This is a genomic window from Flavobacterium daemonense (assembly GCF_007341385.1).
In the GTDB taxonomy this organism is placed as follows: domain Bacteria; phylum Bacteroidota; class Bacteroidia; order Flavobacteriales; family Flavobacteriaceae; genus Flavobacterium; species Flavobacterium daemonense.
The window spans coordinates 79,859-98,857 of the sequence record NZ_VJYD01000005.1; the positions used below are offsets into that span (position 1 = coordinate 79,859).

At 35.4% G+C, this 18,999-nt stretch carries 11 protein-coding genes; 8 read left to right on the top strand and 3 right to left on the bottom strand.

Annotated elements, in window-relative coordinates; all coding sequences use genetic code 11:
- Window positions 1-11 precede the first annotated feature (11 nt).
- Window positions 12-1,298, bottom strand: coding sequence for a UDP-N-acetylmuramoyl-tripeptide--D-alanyl-D-alanine ligase (locus tag FND99_RS08320; protein ID WP_144337511.1), 1,287 nt, complete (start codon window positions 1,296-1,298; stop codon window positions 12-14).
- A gap of 117 nt (window positions 1,299-1,415) precedes the next feature.
- Complete coding sequence (gene gldJ / locus FND99_RS08325) at window positions 1,416-3,101, bottom strand: gliding motility lipoprotein GldJ (protein WP_144337713.1); 1,686 nt, start codon at window positions 3,099-3,101, stop codon at window positions 1,416-1,418.
- Window positions 3,102-3,313: 212 nt separating this feature from the next.
- On the opposite strand from gldJ, the gene porU reads away from it, so the two are divergent.
- The 6 genes from porU (at window position 3,314) to FND99_RS08355 (ending at window position 13,699) form a co-directional block, all read left to right on the top strand.
- Complete coding sequence (gene porU / locus FND99_RS08330; protein ID WP_144337512.1) at window positions 3,314-7,150, top strand: type IX secretion system sortase PorU; 3,837 nt, start codon at window positions 3,314-3,316, stop codon at window positions 7,148-7,150.
- 42 nt (window positions 7,151-7,192) lie between these two features.
- Complete coding sequence (gene porV, locus FND99_RS08335; RefSeq protein WP_144337513.1) at window positions 7,193-8,395, top strand: type IX secretion system outer membrane channel protein PorV; 1,203 nt, start codon at window positions 7,193-7,195, stop codon at window positions 8,393-8,395.
- A 74-nt stretch (window positions 8,396-8,469) separates the two neighbouring features.
- The gene (gene cdd / locus FND99_RS08340) at window positions 8,470-8,952 is read left to right on the top strand and encodes a cytidine deaminase (protein WP_144337514.1); all 483 of its coding nucleotides are present in this window, start codon (window positions 8,470-8,472) and stop codon (window positions 8,950-8,952) included.
- A 158-nt stretch (window positions 8,953-9,110) separates the two neighbouring features.
- Window positions 9,111-10,109: a pyruvate dehydrogenase (acetyl-transferring) E1 component subunit alpha gene (pdhA, locus tag FND99_RS08345; protein WP_144337515.1), complete on the top strand. Its 999-nt coding sequence runs from the start codon at window positions 9,111-9,113 to the stop codon at window positions 10,107-10,109.
- A gap of 4 nt (window positions 10,110-10,113) precedes the next feature.
- Entirely contained in the window at window positions 10,114-11,757 is a 1,644-nt protein-coding gene (locus FND99_RS08350) for a pyruvate dehydrogenase complex dihydrolipoamide acetyltransferase (protein WP_144337516.1), read from the top strand.
- 94 nt (window positions 11,758-11,851) lie between these two features.
- The gene (locus FND99_RS08355; RefSeq protein WP_144337517.1) at window positions 11,852-13,699 is read left to right on the top strand and encodes a hydrolase/aminopeptidase; all 1,848 of its coding nucleotides are present in this window, start codon (window positions 11,852-11,854) and stop codon (window positions 13,697-13,699) included.
- A 254-nt stretch (window positions 13,700-13,953) separates the two neighbouring features.
- Here the strand turns inward: FND99_RS08355 and FND99_RS08360 are convergent, their stop codons facing one another.
- Window positions 13,954-15,198 carry a glycosyltransferase family 4 protein gene (locus FND99_RS08360; protein ID WP_144337518.1) on the bottom strand — a complete coding sequence of 415 codons (1,245 nt, stop codon included), beginning with the start codon at window positions 15,196-15,198 and terminating at the stop codon, window positions 13,954-13,956.
- Between the two features lie 115 nt (window positions 15,199-15,313).
- Here FND99_RS08360 and miaE point away from each other — a divergent pair, with 115 nt between their 5' ends.
- On the top strand, window positions 15,314-15,895 hold the full coding sequence (miaE, locus tag FND99_RS08365; protein ID WP_144337519.1) for a tRNA-(ms[2]io[6]A)-hydroxylase: 582 nt from the start codon (window positions 15,314-15,316) through the stop codon (window positions 15,893-15,895).
- A 42-nt stretch (window positions 15,896-15,937) separates the two neighbouring features.
- Window positions 15,938-18,694 (top strand): AsmA family protein, encoded by a 2,757-nt coding sequence (locus FND99_RS08370; RefSeq protein WP_144337520.1) that lies wholly within the window; start codon window positions 15,938-15,940, stop codon window positions 18,692-18,694.
- The last annotated feature ends 305 nt before the right edge of the window (window positions 18,695-18,999 follow it).

The window sequence follows — 18,999 nt, forward strand, 5'->3', positions numbered from 1 at the left end:
GGCTCTCTTTTTTATGAAATATAGTCTAACGTTCGCTCCAAAGCCATTCCTCTGGAACCTTTTATTAAAATAGTATTATCGTCAAAATGAAGTGTCTTCAAATGATTTGCAAAATCATCAAATGTTTCAAAAAAATGAAGTTTATCATTTGAGATTTTATTCTCAAAAAACATTTTTCCGATCAAATAGCAAACAGATTCGTTTTGATTTGACAACGATTCTACAATAATCTTATGCTCTTGCGGACTTTCAGCTCCTAATTCAAACATATCACCCAAAATCATTACTTTATTCTGATTGTCCAACTGCAAGAAGTTCGCAATTGCAACCGCCATGCTGCTTGGATTTGCATTATAGGCATCTAAGATAATTTTATTTGAGCCTTTTTTCAGTAATTGAGATCTATTATTGGCAGGAATGTAATTCTCAATTGCCTCTTTAATTGCTTCATCTTCCACTTTAAAATAACTTCCGATAGAAACCGCAGCATTGATGTTATTTGAGTTGTATAAGCCAATTAAATGCGATTCGACGCTAAAATTTTCAAAGTCGATTACAACAAAAGGATTAGCTTCGATTTTTTTAATATTTAGATCAGCGTTTTTGTTATTCAACCCAAAAGTGAATGATTTTATTCCTGCTGATTTTTCAATCTGAATTGGATCATCAAGATTTACAAACGCAGTTTTGCTATTTTTTGCCAAATATTGATACATTTCGCTTTTACCTTGAATAACGCCTTCAACACCACCGAAACCTTCTAAATGCGCTTTTCCAAAATTGGTAATATATCCATAATCCGGTTGTGCGATTTCACATAAAAATTCAATTTCTTTTTTATGGTTCGCTCCCATTTCAACGATTCCAACTTCGGTTTCCTTTGTAAAAGACAGCAAAGTCAGAGGCACACCAATATGATTGTTTAGATTTCCAATTGTAGCCTTCGTTTTGTATTTTTTAGAAAGAACAACATTAATCAACTCTTTTGTTGTTGTTTTTCCGTTACTTCCTGTTAAAGCCACAATAGGCAATTTCAAATAATTACGATGAAATTTTGCCAATTCCTGCAGCGCCTCTAAACTATTTTGAACCAAAATAGTTCTCTCATCAATAAAGTACGATTCGCTGTCTATAACAACAAATAATGCTCCTAAGTTCAACGCTTCTTCAGCAAAAGTATTAGCGTCAAAATTTTCTCCTTTAATAGCAAAAAACATAGAATCTTTTTCAATTTTTCGTGTATCAATTGAAAGCGATTTACATTTCAAAAACAGATTATGAATGTCTTGAATATTCATTTAAATATTTTTTATTAGATGATAAAAGTAGAAAAAAAACAATAAAAAAATTCCAAATTCCAGACTGAATATACAGCATTTGGAATTTGGAATTTTTTATATTGGAATTTCTAAATCTTAATTCCTTGGCGATTTTCTTTTTTCAGATTTAGATCCTACTCTTGACATTGCACATCTGAAACCAATGTAGTCAGTTGCCATATCTTGAGGGAAGTATCTTCTTTGAGCTGGATCTAACCAGTAAGCTCTATCTCTCCAAGAACCTCCTTTGTAAACTCTTACTTTATCATCGATTAAAGTAGTACGTTTACTAGAGCTATCATATTTTCTGATCATTTTTCCTAAACTATCAGTAGTGATATTGTGTTTAGGAGAATTGTACATTGCTTGATCAGCTTTTGGACCAGACTCTGAATCTCCGAAGTCAAAATATCTAGAAGATTGTTTATCACCATCTCTATAATTGATATTATTACTTGTGCTGAAGTTCGTTCTCAAATATGTTTCTTGATCGTCAACTGGAACTTGAGCAATTTCTCCCGGAAGGTTTCTCGCTACAATTTTACCGTTACTTAAAGTATCATATTTAATGTTAGAAGTTGACACGATTTCGATTTTACCATCTTTGCCAATTTTGTTTTTAGCATAAAGGTTACCTCTAAAGTAGTTGAAATCATTTGCTTCATTATCGATAATAGGTCTGTAAACGTCAGCTACCCATTCAGCAACGTTACCCGCCATATCATACAATCCAAAATCGTTAGCTGCGTAGCTTTTCACTTTATTAGTGATATCAGCTCCGTCATCAGACCAACCTGCAATTCCACCGTAATCACCGTTTCCTTGTTTAAAGTTAGCCAATTGATCACCTCTGTTTTTACGTTTTGAAGAACGAGTATAATCTCCAGACCAAGGGTATTTCTTTTGTCCTTTATAAATATTGTACTCTCTTTGTCCTACGTCAGCAGCTGCTGCATACTCCCATTCTGCTTCAGTTGGAAGTCTGTATTCTGGCAAAATAACTCCTGAAGAACGTTGTGCATATACATTTTTCTCTTCTGGAACTACTCCATCTTTTCCTGCTTTTGGTCTTCTTCCAGTAGGGTTTTTCTTCAACACAATTTCTTCATTACCTCCATATTGAGTAGATGGAGAAGCTAAATAAGCCTCAGTATTGAACAAACTTTCTGCAGTAACATCATTAGTTTTTGCACCTCTTTTAATGTATCCGTCTTTTTCTAAAACAGCTTCGTTTACACGGTCTGTTCTCCATTTACTGAATTCAACAGCCTGAATCCAGTTAACACCAACTACAGGATACTCAGCATATGAAGGATGTCTTAAATAGTTGTTAGTCATCGTTTCGTTGTATCCTAAACGATTTCTCCACACTAATGTATCAGGAGACGCTCCTGTGTAAATGTTTTTGTAATTTTCTTCTGTTGGAGGGAAAACTTTCTTCAACCACTCTAGGTATTCTAAGTACATACCATTCGTAACTTCGGTTTCATCCATATAGAATGACTGAACGTGTTGTTGAGTAGGTGTGTTATTCCAATCGTGCATAACATCATCTTGTACTTTACCCATAGTAAATGTACCTCCTTCAACAAAAACTAAACCAGGACCAGCCTGTTGTTTTTTTCCTGCATTTCTAGCAGCCGTTCCATTCTGACTATCTACATCCCATCCAGTCGCTCGAGAAGCGTGAGTGGAACTCGATTTTTTGCTACAACTAGCCGTGCCCAACATCAATACCATTGACATCATTAATTGCAAGACTACAATTTTGTTTACTTTCATACTCATTCTTAGGTGATAAATTTAGGTGTTGCAATATAATAATTAACATTTAATTAGCAACATCTGTTCTAATAATTTTATTTAGCTGTTTTTTACCAGAAAATAACCTATAGTTACGAACGCAAAAATATACTTTTTATTATTACTATAACATGAAATACTATATTTTTACTTACTAAAATATTTTGCAAACAATTTTGTTTTCCCAACCTATGAAACAAGTTTTGATTTTATACTTTTTTTTACTTCCGATTCTTGGTTTTTCTCAGGAAAATGGAAGCTTTACAATAGATTGGCAAGGCAAAAAAGAAATGACTTTTGGTGATTTCAAAACCGTAGTCCCCTATTTTTCAGGAAGCAGTTTCCGGTACGATACTACTAAAAAAAGCATAACATTGCTTCTTAATTTGAGCGAATCGAACTTGGCAGCAAACTCCTCTGTACAATTATCTAACATTATTTATGAAGCAATTTCAGTTAATGAACTCGGTGATTTAACACCTGAAAACATTCCTGAAAAACCAAATGAAACGTTAAAAACGACTTCGTCAAGAGGTCAAAGGCAAATTTTTCTTTCGCTTTCACCAATTGTCCGAGATGGAAATAGCTTTAAGCGAATCAAATCTTTTTCATATGCTTCATCTAGCTTAACATCGAAAAACAACAATACTTTTTCGAGCCAAAAGGCAAATGTGATATCAAATTCCGTTCTAGCTTCAGGCGACTGGTATCGCTTTTATATTGAAAAATCAGGCGTATATAAAATCTCAAAATCGTTCTTGCAAAGTTTGGGTTTTGACCCAAGCAAAACAGATCCACGAAGAATTAAAATTTACGGAAACGGAGGCAGAATGCTTCCTCTGGCAAATAGTACTTATTATCCGGATGATTTAACCGAAAATACAATTCAGATTATTGGAGAGGCTGATGGAATTTTTAACAACGAAGATTATATTCTGTTTTATGCAGAAGGTGTTGATAATTGGAACCCTGAGAGCCAAACCAACCTAAATTTATTCGACACCAAGTCCTATTACTATATTACGACAATTGGCGGCGACGGAAAAAGAATTCCAGCCCTAAATCAGCCATCAGGCACTACAACTTTGGAGCTAAGCACGTTTGATGACTATCAATACCACGAAATTGACCAGACTAATATTGCACATTTGGGCCGTCAATGGTTTGGAGAATCATTTGACATTAATCAAGAACAGGAATTTGCTTTTTCGTTTCCAAATATTGATACATCGGTTCCAGCCAAAATAGAAGTTGTTGGTGCATCGGCAGCCTTTACGCCAACTTCATTTACAGTAAGTGCAAACGGACAAAGCATAGGAAACATCAATTTCAATACCTTAGTTTCGAGTTCAGACATCAAATTTTATACTGGTAAATTGCCTGCAAACACCACTTTTACAGGATCTGACAACATTAAAATAAAATTAACTTACAATAACAATGGTGTTCCAGGGTCAAAAGGTTACCTTGACTACATTAATATAGTTGCAAAAAGAAAGTTGTTAGGAACGGGAAAACAATTCAAATTTCAGTACGATTTGGCAGGATCAACGCCCGGAATTGTAAATTATACAATTGGAAACGCTACAGGAATATCACAAGTCTGGGATATTACAGATCCTTATAATGTTTCAAAAATTGAAAATTCAAATCAAGCCGTTTTTAGCTTTAAAGCATCATTGGGAGAAATCAGAAAATATATTACCATTGATGCTTCGGATTATTTCTCTCCTTTAAAAGAAAACCAATCAAAAGTTGCTAATCAAAATCTAAAAGGAACGCTTTTCAGAAATGCCCAAAACAGTTTTCAAGATATTGATTACGTCATTATTTCGCCTAAATCTCTAGCTTCTCAGGCTGAAAAATTAGCATCTTTTCATCGTAGTTATTCCAACTTAAATGTAAAGGTGATTGCTTTGGAAAATATCTATCAAGAATTTTCATCGGGCAAACAAGATATTGCTGCCATTAGAAACTGCATCAAATATATTTATGAAAATGCATCCTCACCTGACAAAAGAATCAAATATGTAAATTTATTTGGTGATGCTTCTTACGATTACAAAGACCGAATTTCCAACAATACTAATATTGTACCTATATATCACTCCTTAATAAGCAACAGCACAGGCGAAGCTGCATTTGCATCTGACGATTTTTACGGCTTAATGGATGCCGATGAAGGAAATGTGACCAATTTTTTTGGCGGAATTGACATTGCAACAGGAAGAATGTTAGTTTCTGACAACGCGCAGGCCAATGATATGGTAAACAAAGTTTTAGAATATAACGATACCAAATCATATGGAAACTGGCGATATAATTTTGTATTAATAAGTGATGACGCTGACCAAAGTTCAGATGCTTCGCTTCAATCTCGCCAAAATGCATTGGCAGATGTTATTGCTACTCAAAAACCTTTTTTCAACATTGACAAAATCATTCTGGACTCCTATACTCAGGAAGCCTCCGCTGGCGGATCGCGATACCCAAAGGCAAGAACCGATTTATTTAATGCTTTTGAAAAGGGCGCTTTGGTTTTCAACTATTTAGGGCATGGTGGTGAAGATGGCTTGGCAAGCGAAAGAATTTGGGAGAAATCAGATGGGCAAAATCTTAACAACCAATACAAGTATCCTTTATTCATTACAATTACTTGTGAATTCTCCAGATTTGACGATCCAACAAGGCCAACTGCTGGCGAATATACCTATTGGAACCCAAAAGGTGGCGCCATTTCAATGCTGACAACAATTCGCTCTATAGGCCAATTTAATGCCGAAAATTTCAACGACAGCTTGAGCAAAAATCTATTTTCATACGGATCGAATCAATACACAACTATCGCCGAAGCGCTCAGAATTTCGAAAAACGAAAACCCAAGTTCGTCAAGCAACGTTATTTTTTATATTGGTGACCCTGCTTTGATGCTTGCAATTCCAAAACCTCGAATTAATTTAACAAAAGTGAATGATATTGTGATTTCTCAAGCAATTCCCGATTTAAAATCGCTTTCAAAGATCAAAATTTCAGGAGAAATCACAGATGAGAACAATACACTTTTAAGTAATTATAATGGCGAAATTGCCACAGCAATATTCGATAAATTAATCACACAAACCACGCTAAACAACGACGGATTCAGCCCTGCAATGTCATTTAAAACATTAGGAGAAACTATTTTTAGAGGCAATGCCACCGTTACAAACGGTCAGTTTGAATTTAGTTTTGTTGTTCCAAGAGACATCCGAATTCCGGTCGATTATGGCCGAATCAGCTTTTATTCCAAGAAAAATCAAGCATTAGAGAATCAATCCGGTTATAGCACTATAATTAAAATTGGCGGCATAAATGAAAATGCACCACAGGACAATATTAGCCCAAAAGTGAAGTTATATATGAATGATGAAACTTTCGTTTCTGGAGGTATTACAAATGATTCTCCATTTCTTCTGGCGTTTCTTGAAGATGAAAACGGAATCAATACAGCCAGCGGAATTGGGCATGATATTGTTGCAATATTAGATGGCGATGTCAGCAATCCGTATATTTTGAATGATTATTATCAAACAAAACTGGACGATTATACAAATGGAAATTTACGCTTTCCGCTTCGAAATTTAAAAGCCGGACTGCACACAATAAGCTTTACAGCATGGGATGTTTACAACAATCCTGTAACGAGTGAAATACAATTTATTGTTGTTGGAGATGAATCATTATCTTTAACCCACGTTCTTAATTACCCGAATCCCTTTTCAACCTACACACAATTTTGGTTTTCGCACAACAGGCCTTATGAACCTCTTGAAGTGCAAGTACAAGTTATGACTATTACAGGAAAAGTAGTCTGGACGACAAACCAGATCATCACAACAGAAGGTTTTCTGTCAAGAGAAATAACTTGGGACGGAAAAGACGATTATGGAGATCGGATAGGTAAAGGAGTTTATATTTACAAACTGACAGTCAAATCAAATTTGACAAATAAAAAAGCAGAAAAATATGAAAAGCTTGTCATCCTATAATAATATATATATTTGTACCATAAAATACCATTATTTCCCTAAATGAAAAAAATATCCTATTTATTAATTTGTTTTTTAATAATATCACACGCAAAAGCCCAAGAAACTCGACCTATCACAACTGGAGTTCCTTTTTTATTAGTCGCAGCTGATGCAAGAGCGGCGGGTTTAGCTGATCAAGGTGTTGCCACTTCATCTGACGTTTTTTCGCAGCAATGGAACCCTGCCAAATATGCATTTTCGACAGATGCACAAGGACTTTCTATCAGTTACACTCCTTATTTAACTGATTTAGCAAATGATATTTCACTTGGCCAATTAACTTATTACAACAAATTCAGTGATCGAAGCGCTTTCGCAGGAAGTTTTCGTTATTTTGGCTTTGGAGAAATTGAGTTAAGACAAACAGGTGATCCAAATGAAATTCCTAGACGAGTAAACCCAAATGAACTTGCCTTAGACGGATCGTATTCACAAAAATTAAGCGAAACCTTTTCGATGGCCGTTGGAGCAAGATACATTCGCTCTAATTTAAAAGTTGCTTCAGAAGATGTCGATGCTACTGCCGGAAGCTCTTTTGCAGTTGATGTGGCAGGTTTTTATCAATCTGAAGAAATAGCGTATAGTGATTTCAACGGAAGATGGAGAGCGGGATTTAATTTTCAAAATATTGGACCAAAAATCAGTTATGACAATAACGATTTAAGCAGTAACTTTTTACCTGCTAATATGCGTCTTGGAGGCGGTTTTGACTTCATTTTAGACGATTACAACAAAGTTGGCGTAAGTCTTGAGTTTACTAAATTATTGGTACCTACACCTCCAGGGCAACAAGCCGCGGTAGATTTAAACGGAGACGGCGATTATACTGACCCTGGAGAAAGCGCGCAGGAACAGAGCACAATTGCCTACAATAATTACAATAACATTGGCTGGTTTGAAGGAATTTTCAAATCTTTTGGAGATGCGCCAGGTGGATTTAGCGAAGAATTAAAAGAAGTAACCTACAGTCTCGCTGGAGAATATATGTACCAAGATTCATTTGCATTTCGTGCAGGATATTTTCATGAAAGCCCAGAAAAAGGAGCAAGACAATTTTTCTCTTTAGGTGCAGGCTTCAAATATAATATTGTAAAAATTGATGTTTCATACTTGTTCTCAACATCAAAAGTTATAAATCCGTTAGAAAACACGCTTCGTTTTTCTTTAACGTTTAACTTTGGAGACAAATACGACCAATATTAAACGATCGAAATAAAAAACAACAACAATCCAAATTTCTATTTTTAGGAATTTGGATTTTTTTTCCGATAAATACAATGAAAGAAATAAATATTACATCCTCATTTTCAGTTTACAACAACACGAAAGAACTTCCAGAAGATATTCAGGAATTAATGAATCAAGCAGTTGAAATTAGAAAAAAAGCATACGCACCTTATTCACAATTTAAAGTTGGAGCGGCATTGCTGCTTGACAATGGAAAGATTGTTTTAGGATCAAATCAAGAAAACGCAGCATATCCTTCAGGATTGTGCGCAGAGCGTGTTGCCATTTTTCACGCTGGAAGTGTTTATCCCGAAGCAAAAATTCTAAAAATTGCCATTACAGCGGCTTCAGACACTAATCAGACAACCGCTCCAATTCCGCCATGCGGTTCTTGCCGTCAGTCAATAGCCGAATATGAAATCAAGCAAGACACCCCTATAGAAATCTATTTTACGGGCGAAATAGGCGAAGTTTACAAATCGGCATCCCTAAAAAATTTACTCCCTTTTATGTTTGACAAAAAGTTCTTGTAAAAAAAAGCCAAAAAGTAGCGTTTAAATTTTAGTTCTTAAATGTAATGTCTTATTTTTGCATCCCGACCTTTCGGGCGCAAATTTGTGGGAGGAAACTATTTTGCGTTATAGGCAACAATTGATAACACAAACAAACTTTAGCAAAAGAAAGAATTCAGATGAAAGAAGTTACAAAAGAAGTATATTTAAAGTGGTACGAAGACATGCTGCTTTGGAGAAAGTTTGAAGACAAACTTGCAGCATTATACATTCAACAAAAAGTTAGAGGTTTTTTACACCTATATAATGGTCAGGAAGCTGTATTAGCTGGTGCATTGCACGCTATGGACCTGACTAAAGATAAAATGATTACTGCTTACAGAAATCACGTTCAGCCAATTGGTATGGGAGTTGACCCAAGAAATGTAATGGCAGAACTTTTAGGAAAAGCAACTGGAACTTCTAAAGGTATGGGAGGTTCTATGCACATTTTCTCTAAAGAACACCGTTTTTACGGAGGTCACGGAATCGTTGGTGGACAAATTCCTGTAGGAGCTGGTTTAGCTTTTGCTGATAAATATTTCAATACTGGCGGTGTTACTATGACTTATTTTGGTGATGGAGCTGCAAGACAAGGTTCTCTTCACGAAGCTTTCAACATGGCAATGTTATGGAAATTACCAGTTGTATTTATCGTTGAAAACAACGGTTATGCAATGGGAACTTCTGTAGAAAGAACTGCAAACCACACTGACATCTGGAAATTAGGTTTAGGTTATGAAATGCCTTGTGGACCTGTTGATGGAATGAACCCTGTAAAAGTTGCTGAAGCTATGCACGAAGCTATTGAAAGAGCGCGTCGCGGAGATGGACCAACTTTCCTTGAAATGAAAACGTACCGTTACAGAGGACACTCAATGTCTGATGCACAATTATACCGTTCTAAAGAAGAGGTTGAAGAATACAAAAAAATCGACCCGATTACTCAAGTTCTTGACGTAATCTTAGATCAAAAATATGCTACTGAAGAAGAAATTGAAGTAATTGACCAAAGAGTTAAAGACTTGGTTGAAGAATGTGCGAAATTCGCTGAAGAATCTCCATATCCAGACTTACAACAATTATACGACGTAGTATACGCACAAGAAGACTATCCATTTACACCTCATAAATTATAATATCATGGCGATTAAAGTAACAATGCCTCGTTTGAGCGATACTATGACTGAAGGAACGGTAGCAACTTGGCTTAAAAAAGTAGGCGATAAAGTAAGCGAAGGAGATATCTTAGCTGAAATTGAAACAGACAAAGCAACTATGGAGTTCGAATCTTTTAACGAAGGAACTCTTTTACATATTGGAATTCAAGCTGGGGAAACTGCTCCTGTTGATTCATTATTAGCAATCATTGGTAACGAAGGAGAAGATATTTCTGCTCTTTTAGCTGGTGGAGATGCTCCTGCTGCCGAAGCACCAAAAGCGGATGCTCCTGCAACTGAAGCAAAAACTGAAACTGCTGCTCCTGCAAAAGCAGCAACTGAATTACCAAAAGGTGTTGTAGTAGTAACTATGCCACGTTTGAGTGATACAATGACTGAGGGTACAGTAGCAACTTGGTTGAAAAAAGTTGGTGATGCTGTAGCCGAAGGTGATATTTTAGCAGAAATTGAAACAGACAAAGCGACTATGGAGTTTGAGTCTTTCAATGCTGGAACATTATTATACATCGGAATTCAAGAAGGAAATACTGCACCGGTTGACAGTTTATTAGCTATCATCGGACCTGCTGGAACTGATATTTCTGGAATTGCTGAAAATTATACTGCTGGAGGCGCTGCAACAGCAAGTGCTCCTGCTGCTGAAGAAACAAAAGCTGCTCCTGCTGCCGAAAAAGCACCAGAAGCTGTTGCTGAAACTTCAAACGGAGGAAGAATTTTAGCTTCACCTTTAGCTAAAAAAATCGCTTCTGACAAAGGAATTCAATTGAACCAAGTTAAAGGTTCTGGAGAAAATGGAAGAATAGTAAAAAGCGATATCGAGAACTTTACTCCATCTGCTCAAGCTCAAAGTGCTGCTTCTGCACCTGCTGCTAAACAAGAAGCATCTGCACCTGCTGCGCCAAAAGTTTTTGTTCCTGCTGGAGAAGTTTACACAGAAGAGATCAAAAACTCTCAAATGCGTAAAATTATTGCTAAACGTCTTGCAGAATCTTTATTTACTGCACCTCACTACAACTTAGTGATCGAAGTAAGCATGGACGAAGCAATGCAAGCAAGAGCCGCTATCAATAGCGTTCCAGATACAAAAGTATCATTCAACGATATGGTAATCAAAGCTTGTGCTTTAGCATTGAAAAAACACCCAAAAATCAACTCTACTTGGAAAGAAGATGCTATCATCATCAACCACCACGTAAACATTGGTGTTGCTGTAGCTGTTGAAGACGGATTAGTAGTTCCTGTATTGAAATTTACTGATGCTATGAGTTTATCTCAAATTGGTGGATCAGTAAGAGATCTTGCTGGAAGAGCTAAAAACAAAAAATTGGGACCACAAGAAATGGAAGGAAGTACTTTTACAGTATCTAACCTTGGTATGTTTGGTATTACTGAATTTAATTCAATCATCAACCAGCCAAACTCTGCCATCCTTTCTGTAGGTGCAATTGTTGAGAAACCAGTAGTTAAAAACGGTCAAATCGTAGTTGGAAACACAATGATGTTATCATTAGCTTGCGACCACAGAACAATTGACGGTGCAACTGGCGCTCAGTTCTTACAAACATTAAAACAATACATCGAAAGCCCAGTTACAATGTTGGCGTAATCGTTGTTAATTTTATAATTAAATCCCGTCCCGAAGTTTTTCGGGACGGGATTTTTTGTTTAATTTTCATCCTCAAAATTCAATACTTCATAATATGAAAAAAATAACCTTTCTAATCTTGTTTCTTACAGCAATTGCCTGCCAGAAAAAAGAGCAAACGGAAAAAACAGTAGCCGTTACCGACGAACACAGCTACTCAAAGCCAGAACTTGCGGTAGCAAAACACCTTGACCTTGATATTAAAGTTGATTTTGACACGCAGACTATTTCAGGAAAAGCCTCTTGGACAATTGACAATATCAGTAAAGGAAACGAAATCATCTTCGACGAAAACACTTTAAATATTACCAAAGTGACTTTAGGCGACGATGAAAAAGAAACCAAATTTGAACTTGGTAAAGACACGGAATTTCACGGAAAACCGCTTCATATCACTATTGAACCAAGCACAACTAAGGTAAATATTTATTACAGCACCACTAAAGATGGTGTCGCACTACAATGGCTTAAACCAGAACAGACGGCAGATAAAAAGAAACCTTTTGTTTTCTCTCAAGGCGAAAGCATTTGGTCACGTACTTGGATTCCTTGTCAAGATTCGCCGGGAATTCGATTTACTTATAACGCAAAAGTTACTGTTCCTAAAGACTTATTAGCCGTAATGAGCGCTGTAAATCCACAGAAGAAAAACGATACTGGAGTTTATACTTTTAAACAAGACAAAGCAATTCCATCTTATTTAATGGCAATTGCCGTTGGAGATATCGAATTTCAAGCAATCGACAAAAGAACTGGAGTTTATGCCGAGCCTTCAATGCTGAAAAAATCGGCTTGGGAATTTGCCGAACTTGGAAATATGGTAAATGCTGCTGAAAAACTTTACGGGCCTTATCGCTGGGGACGTTATGATGTATTGGTTTTACCGCCAAGTTTCCCTTATGGCGGAATGGAAAATCCAAACTTGACTTTCTTAACTCCGGGAGTAATTGCCGGAGACCGTTCTTTAACAAGCTTATTAGCACACGAACTAGGACACAGCTGGAGCGGTAATTTAGTGACAAATGCAACTTGGGATGATATTTGGCTAAACGAAGGTTTTACAACTTATGTTGAACACCGAATTGGCGAAGCAATTTTTGGCAAAAAAGAATTTGAAATGCAAAACGTTATCACCAACAAAGAATTAACGGATAATGTAGCCGAATTTGGAGATACAAATCCAGACACAAGATTGAAAGTTAGTTTGACGGGAAGAAATCCGGACGACGGGATAAGCCAAATTCCTTACGTGAAAGGATATGCCTTTTTAAGAGTAATTGAAAACGCTGTTGGACGTGATAAATTCGATCCGTTTATTAAGAATTACTTTGATTCTCACGCTTTCCAATCAATCACAACAGAAGATTTCGTTAAATATTTAAATGAAAATTTAATCAAAGACGACAAAGCTTTAGCAGACAAAATCAAAGTAGAAGACTGGATTTATAAACCAGGAATTCCATCAAATATTCTTCCGGTCAGTTCAGCTGATTTTGATGCGATTGATAATATCCAAAAAAGTTGGAGACAAACTGGCGTTGCTGGATTAAGCAAAAAAATTACAACCACTGCCGAAAAACAGCATTTTATAGACCATCTTCCAACTGATATTACAGTAAAAGAAATGGAAGCAATTGATAACGAATTCAACTTTACAAAAGGCGGAAATTTCATTATCAAACGCCAATGGTTTGTACAAGCATTACGTCATCAATACAAACCAGCTTATCCTGCAATTGAACAATTTTTAATTGGAATAAGCAGAACAGGGTCTGTAATGATACTTTATAAAGAAATGGTTAAAACTCCGGAAGGAAAAGTTTGGGCAAAACAGGTTTTTGATAAAGCAAAATCTGGCTATCATGCTACAACTATTCAGGCTGTTCAAGGCATTTTGAAATAAAAAGGACAAATCCCATTTACAATTTAATATCCCGAAGGGATTACATATCGGTAGAAAAGAACATGCATTACGATCATTTGTCCCATTAGGGACTAAATCGGTCAAAATACATATAGTCCCAGACGGGACAATAAAAACGACCACATTTTTTTTCTACTAACATATAATCCCTTCGGGATAAATTATAATTATAAAGACCCGGATCTCATTTTAAGAAATTTAAATAAACTGTAAATTTAGACTTCGAAAGAAAGCTAAATTTTATTCTTAGCTTCAATCCATTTTGACATGTACATAGTACTTTTAAAAGCGTGATGTTGCAAAAGATTCCCCATAAAATTATGTAGACGATGACTTTTAGAATCTATTAAAAGTGAATTTACAAGTAAAAGCAATTCATTTGAATAATTACTTTTTTGATAACATTTATTGATTATCGCAATTCCATTTTTTTGCGCTTCTTTCCACAAATTTTCATCTTGATAAAGTGCAATTGCTTTTTTTGAAAACTGCTCAGGATCATCTTCAATAAAACCGTTCCAAGGCAAATCATCATACATCGCTTCTGAACCAACCGAAGTCGTTCCACTTGGCGTTCCGCATTGCATTGCTTCCAATAATTTCCCTTTTAAACCTGCTCCAAAGCGAATTGGCGCCAAAACAACTCTTGCGTTTTTCACTACTTCATTTGCATCTTCAGCTCTTCCCATAATGTAAAAACCGTTTTTTGGCTGATGCAATTGCTGCACTTTTTGAGAAGGATATGCACCATGAACTTCCAAAACTGCTTCTGGAAAATCTTTTTTTACAAAAGGCCAAATTGCTTCTTTTAAATACTGAACAGTATTCCAATTTGGTTCATGAAGAAAATTCCCAATAAAAACAAAATTCTTGCGATTTTCAAAAGAAGGCAATTTCAGCAAATCTCCTTCATTCATTTTATCAACTAAAAACGGAAGATAAAAAAGTAAATTCTCATTGATTTTGAAAGTCTCTTTCAGAATATTCATTTCAAATTCAGAAATAATTAAAGACAAATCACACCTCAAAATACAGGCAATTTCTCGTTTTGCTACTTCTTCAGATAATAAATCTAAAATTTCAAAAGATCGTTTTTCTTTAAAAGCCTTTTGTCGTGCAGTTCTTAGGCAATGTAAATCTTCTGTATCCAAAATTCTGATGGCGTTTGGGCACTTTTCGATAACTCTCCATCCAAATTGTTCTTCAATCATAAATCGGTCAAACAAAACCACATCAGGATTTAATTCGGAAATAAAATCATCAAAGCTTGAAGAATTAAGTTCGATGCTTTTTTTATCTACTCCAAACTCAGATAAATCAGCCATAAAATCACTGTCCTGAGCCGCACTTGCAAAGGTAATTTCGAATCCATTTTCTTTGAAGATAGAAATCAATTGCATCATTCTTCCTCCCGCAGCAGAAGAATTTGGTTCAGGCCAGACAAACCCAATAATCAAAAGTTTTTTAATCTGATTCATAATATTTGTTTCATATTACAAAATAATGCTTTTTTGGCGGATTTGCACCCAATTTCACGAGATTCAGTCGTGAAAAAACACTAATTTTGTAGGAAATATTTTTTTTGAAGGAATTATGCTAGGATTAAAATTAGCCACAGACCCTCGTTGGGTAAATATAGTGGAATCAAATATTGAAGAAATTTTGACAGATCATGCTTGGTGCGAACAAAAAGCAGCTTCAAACGCAATAAGCATCGTTACTTATAACTCTGAACTTGAAGAATTAGTAACCGAAATGCTTGAAATTGCCAGAGAAGAACTGGAACATTTTCAAATGGTTCATAATATTATAAAACAACGCGGCCTCACTTTAGGGCGCGAGCGCAAAGATCATTACGTGAATGAACTTTTTAAATTCATGAAAAAAGACGGAAGCCGACGAGATGCGCTTTGCGACCGATTATTATTTTCGGCCATGATCGAAGCTAGAAGTTGTGAACGTTTCAAAGTACTTTCAGAAAACATAAAAGATGAGGCGTTAGCTAAATTCTACAGAGACTTAATGATTTCTGAAGCAGGACATTATACAACATTTTTAGGATTCGCCAGAAAATATCAAGATAATATCGACATTGACAAACGTTGGAAAGAATGGATTGAATATGAAGGTTCAATTATTACCAATTACGGCAAAAACGAAACCGTACACGGGTAATTTTTTCCGAATATTTTTCTAAAAACAAAATACAATTTTAATATGACTGCAAGTAAAAAGAAATCCATTGTATTGAAAATCCTTAAATATCTTGGAATAACATTTGTTGTTATTATAGGATTATTGTTTTTAACGCCGATCATTTTCGCAGACAAAATTAAAGAGCAGATTAAAAAAACTGCAAATGAAAAACTTAGTGCTGAATTAAATTATTCGGATGTTTCCGTTTCGTTTTTTCACCACTTCCCTTCTCTGACGTTAACTTTAAGCGACTTAAACCTTAATGGATCTGCTCCATATGCTAAGGAAAAATTCATTACTGCAAAAGAAGTTTCTTTTGGGATAAATGTTGCTAGTCTCGTTTTTAGTAAAACCGTAAAAATTGATCAGATTTACTTATCTGATTCTTTTATCAATGTAAAAGTGAATGCCAAAGGCGAAGCCAATTACAACATTTACAAATCCTCAAAACATTCCAACCCAAAAGACAGCACCGAAACCGCCTTAAAACTGGAACGAATCGAAATCATAAACAGTAAAGTAATTTATGACGATCAATCGACTCAAGTTCATTTTGACGCCTTTGGCTTCAACTATTTAGGAAAAGGAGATTTGAATAAATCTGTTTTTGATTTGTATTCGAAAGCTAAAATCGAAAAACTGAATGTAGTCTATGAAGGCGAACCGTATTTGATGAATAAAAAGGTCGATGCTGACTTGATTACTAAAGTAAACGTGAATTCGCTTTCTTTTTTCTTTCAACAAAATAACTTAAAAATCAATCAACTGGTGGTCGATTTTAAAGGAAAATTTGACTTCTTGAAAGATGGTTACAACATGGATTTTGTCATAAATTCAAACAACAGCAAACTCTATGATGTTTTTACTGCTTTGCCTCCAAAATATATTACATGGCTTTCTAAAACCGAATTAAAAGGAAATACTAATCTTCTTTTGACACTAAAAGGCGATTATATTGCTTCACAAAATATTGCTCCTGAATTTGATCTTGACGTAAAAATCGATAGCGGATTTGTAAATTACAACAAAAGTGCTTTCCCGGTTTCTAACCTGAATTTAGATATCAAAACCAAAGTTCCAAATCTAAATCCTGACTTGGCTGATATTGACGCCAAAAATCTATCATTAAATATCAATAAAGATTATTTAAAATCTAAATTTCACGTAGTAGGTGTAAATACGCCAAATATTGATGCTGATTTAAAAGCTAAAATAGATCTTGGAAAATTAATGTCTGCTCTTGGAATTCCGAATATCGTATTAAAAGGAAATCTTGACGGAGACGCCGTTGTAAATGGGAAATTCGATCAAAAAAACAGACTTTTTCCGAAAACTCAAGGAACAATTAATCTGGAAAACGGTTACTTAAAAACCCCTTATTATCCAAACCCGATTACAAATATTACCGTTAAATCCAGAATTGACAATCAGAAAGGAACTTATGACGATTTAAAAGTGAAACTAAAACCAGCGCAATTCACTTTTGAAGGAAAACCAGTTTTTGTTGATGCCGACTTGAGCAATTTTGATGATTTGACTTATGATATCAAAGCAAAAGGCGAACTTGATATACACAAAATCTACAAAGTTTTCTCTCAAAAAGGACTTGATGTAGATGGATTCGTGAAAGCCGATGTTGTTTTAAAAGGAAGACAAAGCGATGCTGAAAAAGGCAATTACAGCAAATTGGATAATAAAGGAACGCTTGAACTACGAAACATTGGAATTACATCTGAATATCTTCCTAAAAAATTCATCATCAAAGAAGGAATTTTTAAGATCAATCAGGATAAAATGTACTTCAATAATTTCTTAGCGTCTTACGGTCAATCTGATTTCAGAATGAACGGTTACCTACAAAACGTCTTTAATTACGCAACGACAAACACAGGCGTTTTAAGAGGTTCTTTTAAATCTTCATCACGCTATATCAATGTTGATGAATTTATGTCAGAAACAACAGCTGGAACTTCTGTAACAGCAAATACAACTCCAAAACCAGAAACAAAAAGCGGAAATACACAAAGCGGCGTTATTATTATTCCAACAAATCTGAATTTGCAATTTACTGCAAATGCTCAAAAGGTAAATTTCGACAAATTGAATCTTCAAAACGCGACAGGAAATCTTAGCATGAACAAAGGCAAATTGACAATGCAGAATACAGGTTTTGATTTAATTGGTTGCAAGGTAACCATGAATGCCAATTACCAAGCTGTAACACCTCAAAAAGCAAATTTTGATTATGCTATAAAAGCAACTGATTTTGATATTAAAAGAGCGTACAACGAAATTGAAGTTTTTAGAAAAATGGCGAGCGCTGCCGAAAAAGCAGAAGGGATCGTTTCTTTGGATTATCAGCTAAAAGGCCGTTTGAATGCAAATATGGATCCCGTTTATCCTTCATTAACTGGAGGCGGAACACTTTCAGTTAAAGATGTAAAAGTGCGTGGGTTGAAAATGTTTACCGCTGTAAGCAAAGAAACCAATTCTGAATCGATGAAAAATCCTGATCTTTCTAAAGTCGATATCAAAACCACAATCAAAAACAATATTATGACTGTAGAGCGCTTTAAATTCAAGTTTGCCGGTTTCCGACCAAGAATTGAAGGCAAAACAACTTTAGATGGAAAACTTAATTTAAAAATGCGCCTGGGATTGCCTCCATTTGGCATTTTTGGTATTCCACTAACAGTAACAGGAACACAGGATAACCCAAAAATAAAAGTTGGTAAAAAATCTGAAGATTTAGAAGAGACTAAGGATACTGAGCAATAAAAATTAAATTCCAAATTTCCTTTTTTATTATAGCCATTGTCAAAGTTTTAGACTTTTACAATGGTTTTTTTTCGCAATCTGCGTCATTGCGAGGAACGAAGTAACCACACTAACACAAGAAAACAATTGATCTATTGAGATTGCTTCGTTCCTCGCAAAGACCGGTCTTTGCGGAGTTTCGCGTGTGATCCTTCCTTCGTCAGGATGACAAATATGTGCACAAGAATAATTGATTATGCGAGCAATATTGTTTAGTTCCTCGCAACAAAAAACCCGTTCATTTCTGAACGGGTTTTCTATAAAAG

What these genes read in the sequence shown, in the direction of transcription:
- miaE (WP_144337519.1), top strand. Translation starts at nt 15,314, where the DNA reads ATGCTAGGATTAAAATTAGCCACAGACCCTCGTTGGGTAAATATAGTG.
- FND99_RS08360 (WP_144337518.1), bottom strand. Translation starts at nt 15,198, where the DNA reads ATGAATCAGATTAAAAAACTTTTGATTATTGGGTTTGTCTGGCCTGAA.
- FND99_RS08350 (WP_144337516.1), top strand. Translation starts at nt 10,114, where the DNA reads ATGGCGATTAAAGTAACAATGCCTCGTTTGAGCGATACTATGACTGAA.
- FND99_RS08320 (WP_144337511.1), bottom strand. Translation starts at nt 1,298, where the DNA reads ATGAATATTCAAGACATTCATAATCTGTTTTTGAAATGTAAATCGCTT.
- FND99_RS08370 (WP_144337520.1), top strand. Translation starts at nt 15,938, where the DNA reads ATGACTGCAAGTAAAAAGAAATCCATTGTATTGAAAATCCTTAAATAT.
- porU (WP_144337512.1), top strand. Translation starts at nt 3,314, where the DNA reads ATGAAACAAGTTTTGATTTTATACTTTTTTTTACTTCCGATTCTTGGT.
- FND99_RS08355 (WP_144337517.1), top strand. Translation starts at nt 11,852, where the DNA reads ATGAAAAAAATAACCTTTCTAATCTTGTTTCTTACAGCAATTGCCTGC.
- pdhA (WP_144337515.1), top strand. Translation starts at nt 9,111, where the DNA reads ATGAAAGAAGTTACAAAAGAAGTATATTTAAAGTGGTACGAAGACATG.
- gldJ (WP_144337713.1), bottom strand. Translation starts at nt 3,101, where the DNA reads ATGAAAGTAAACAAAATTGTAGTCTTGCAATTAATGATGTCAATGGTA.
- cdd (WP_144337514.1), top strand. Translation starts at nt 8,470, where the DNA reads ATGAAAGAAATAAATATTACATCCTCATTTTCAGTTTACAACAACACG.
- porV (WP_144337513.1), top strand. Translation starts at nt 7,193, where the DNA reads ATGAAAAAAATATCCTATTTATTAATTTGTTTTTTAATAATATCACAC.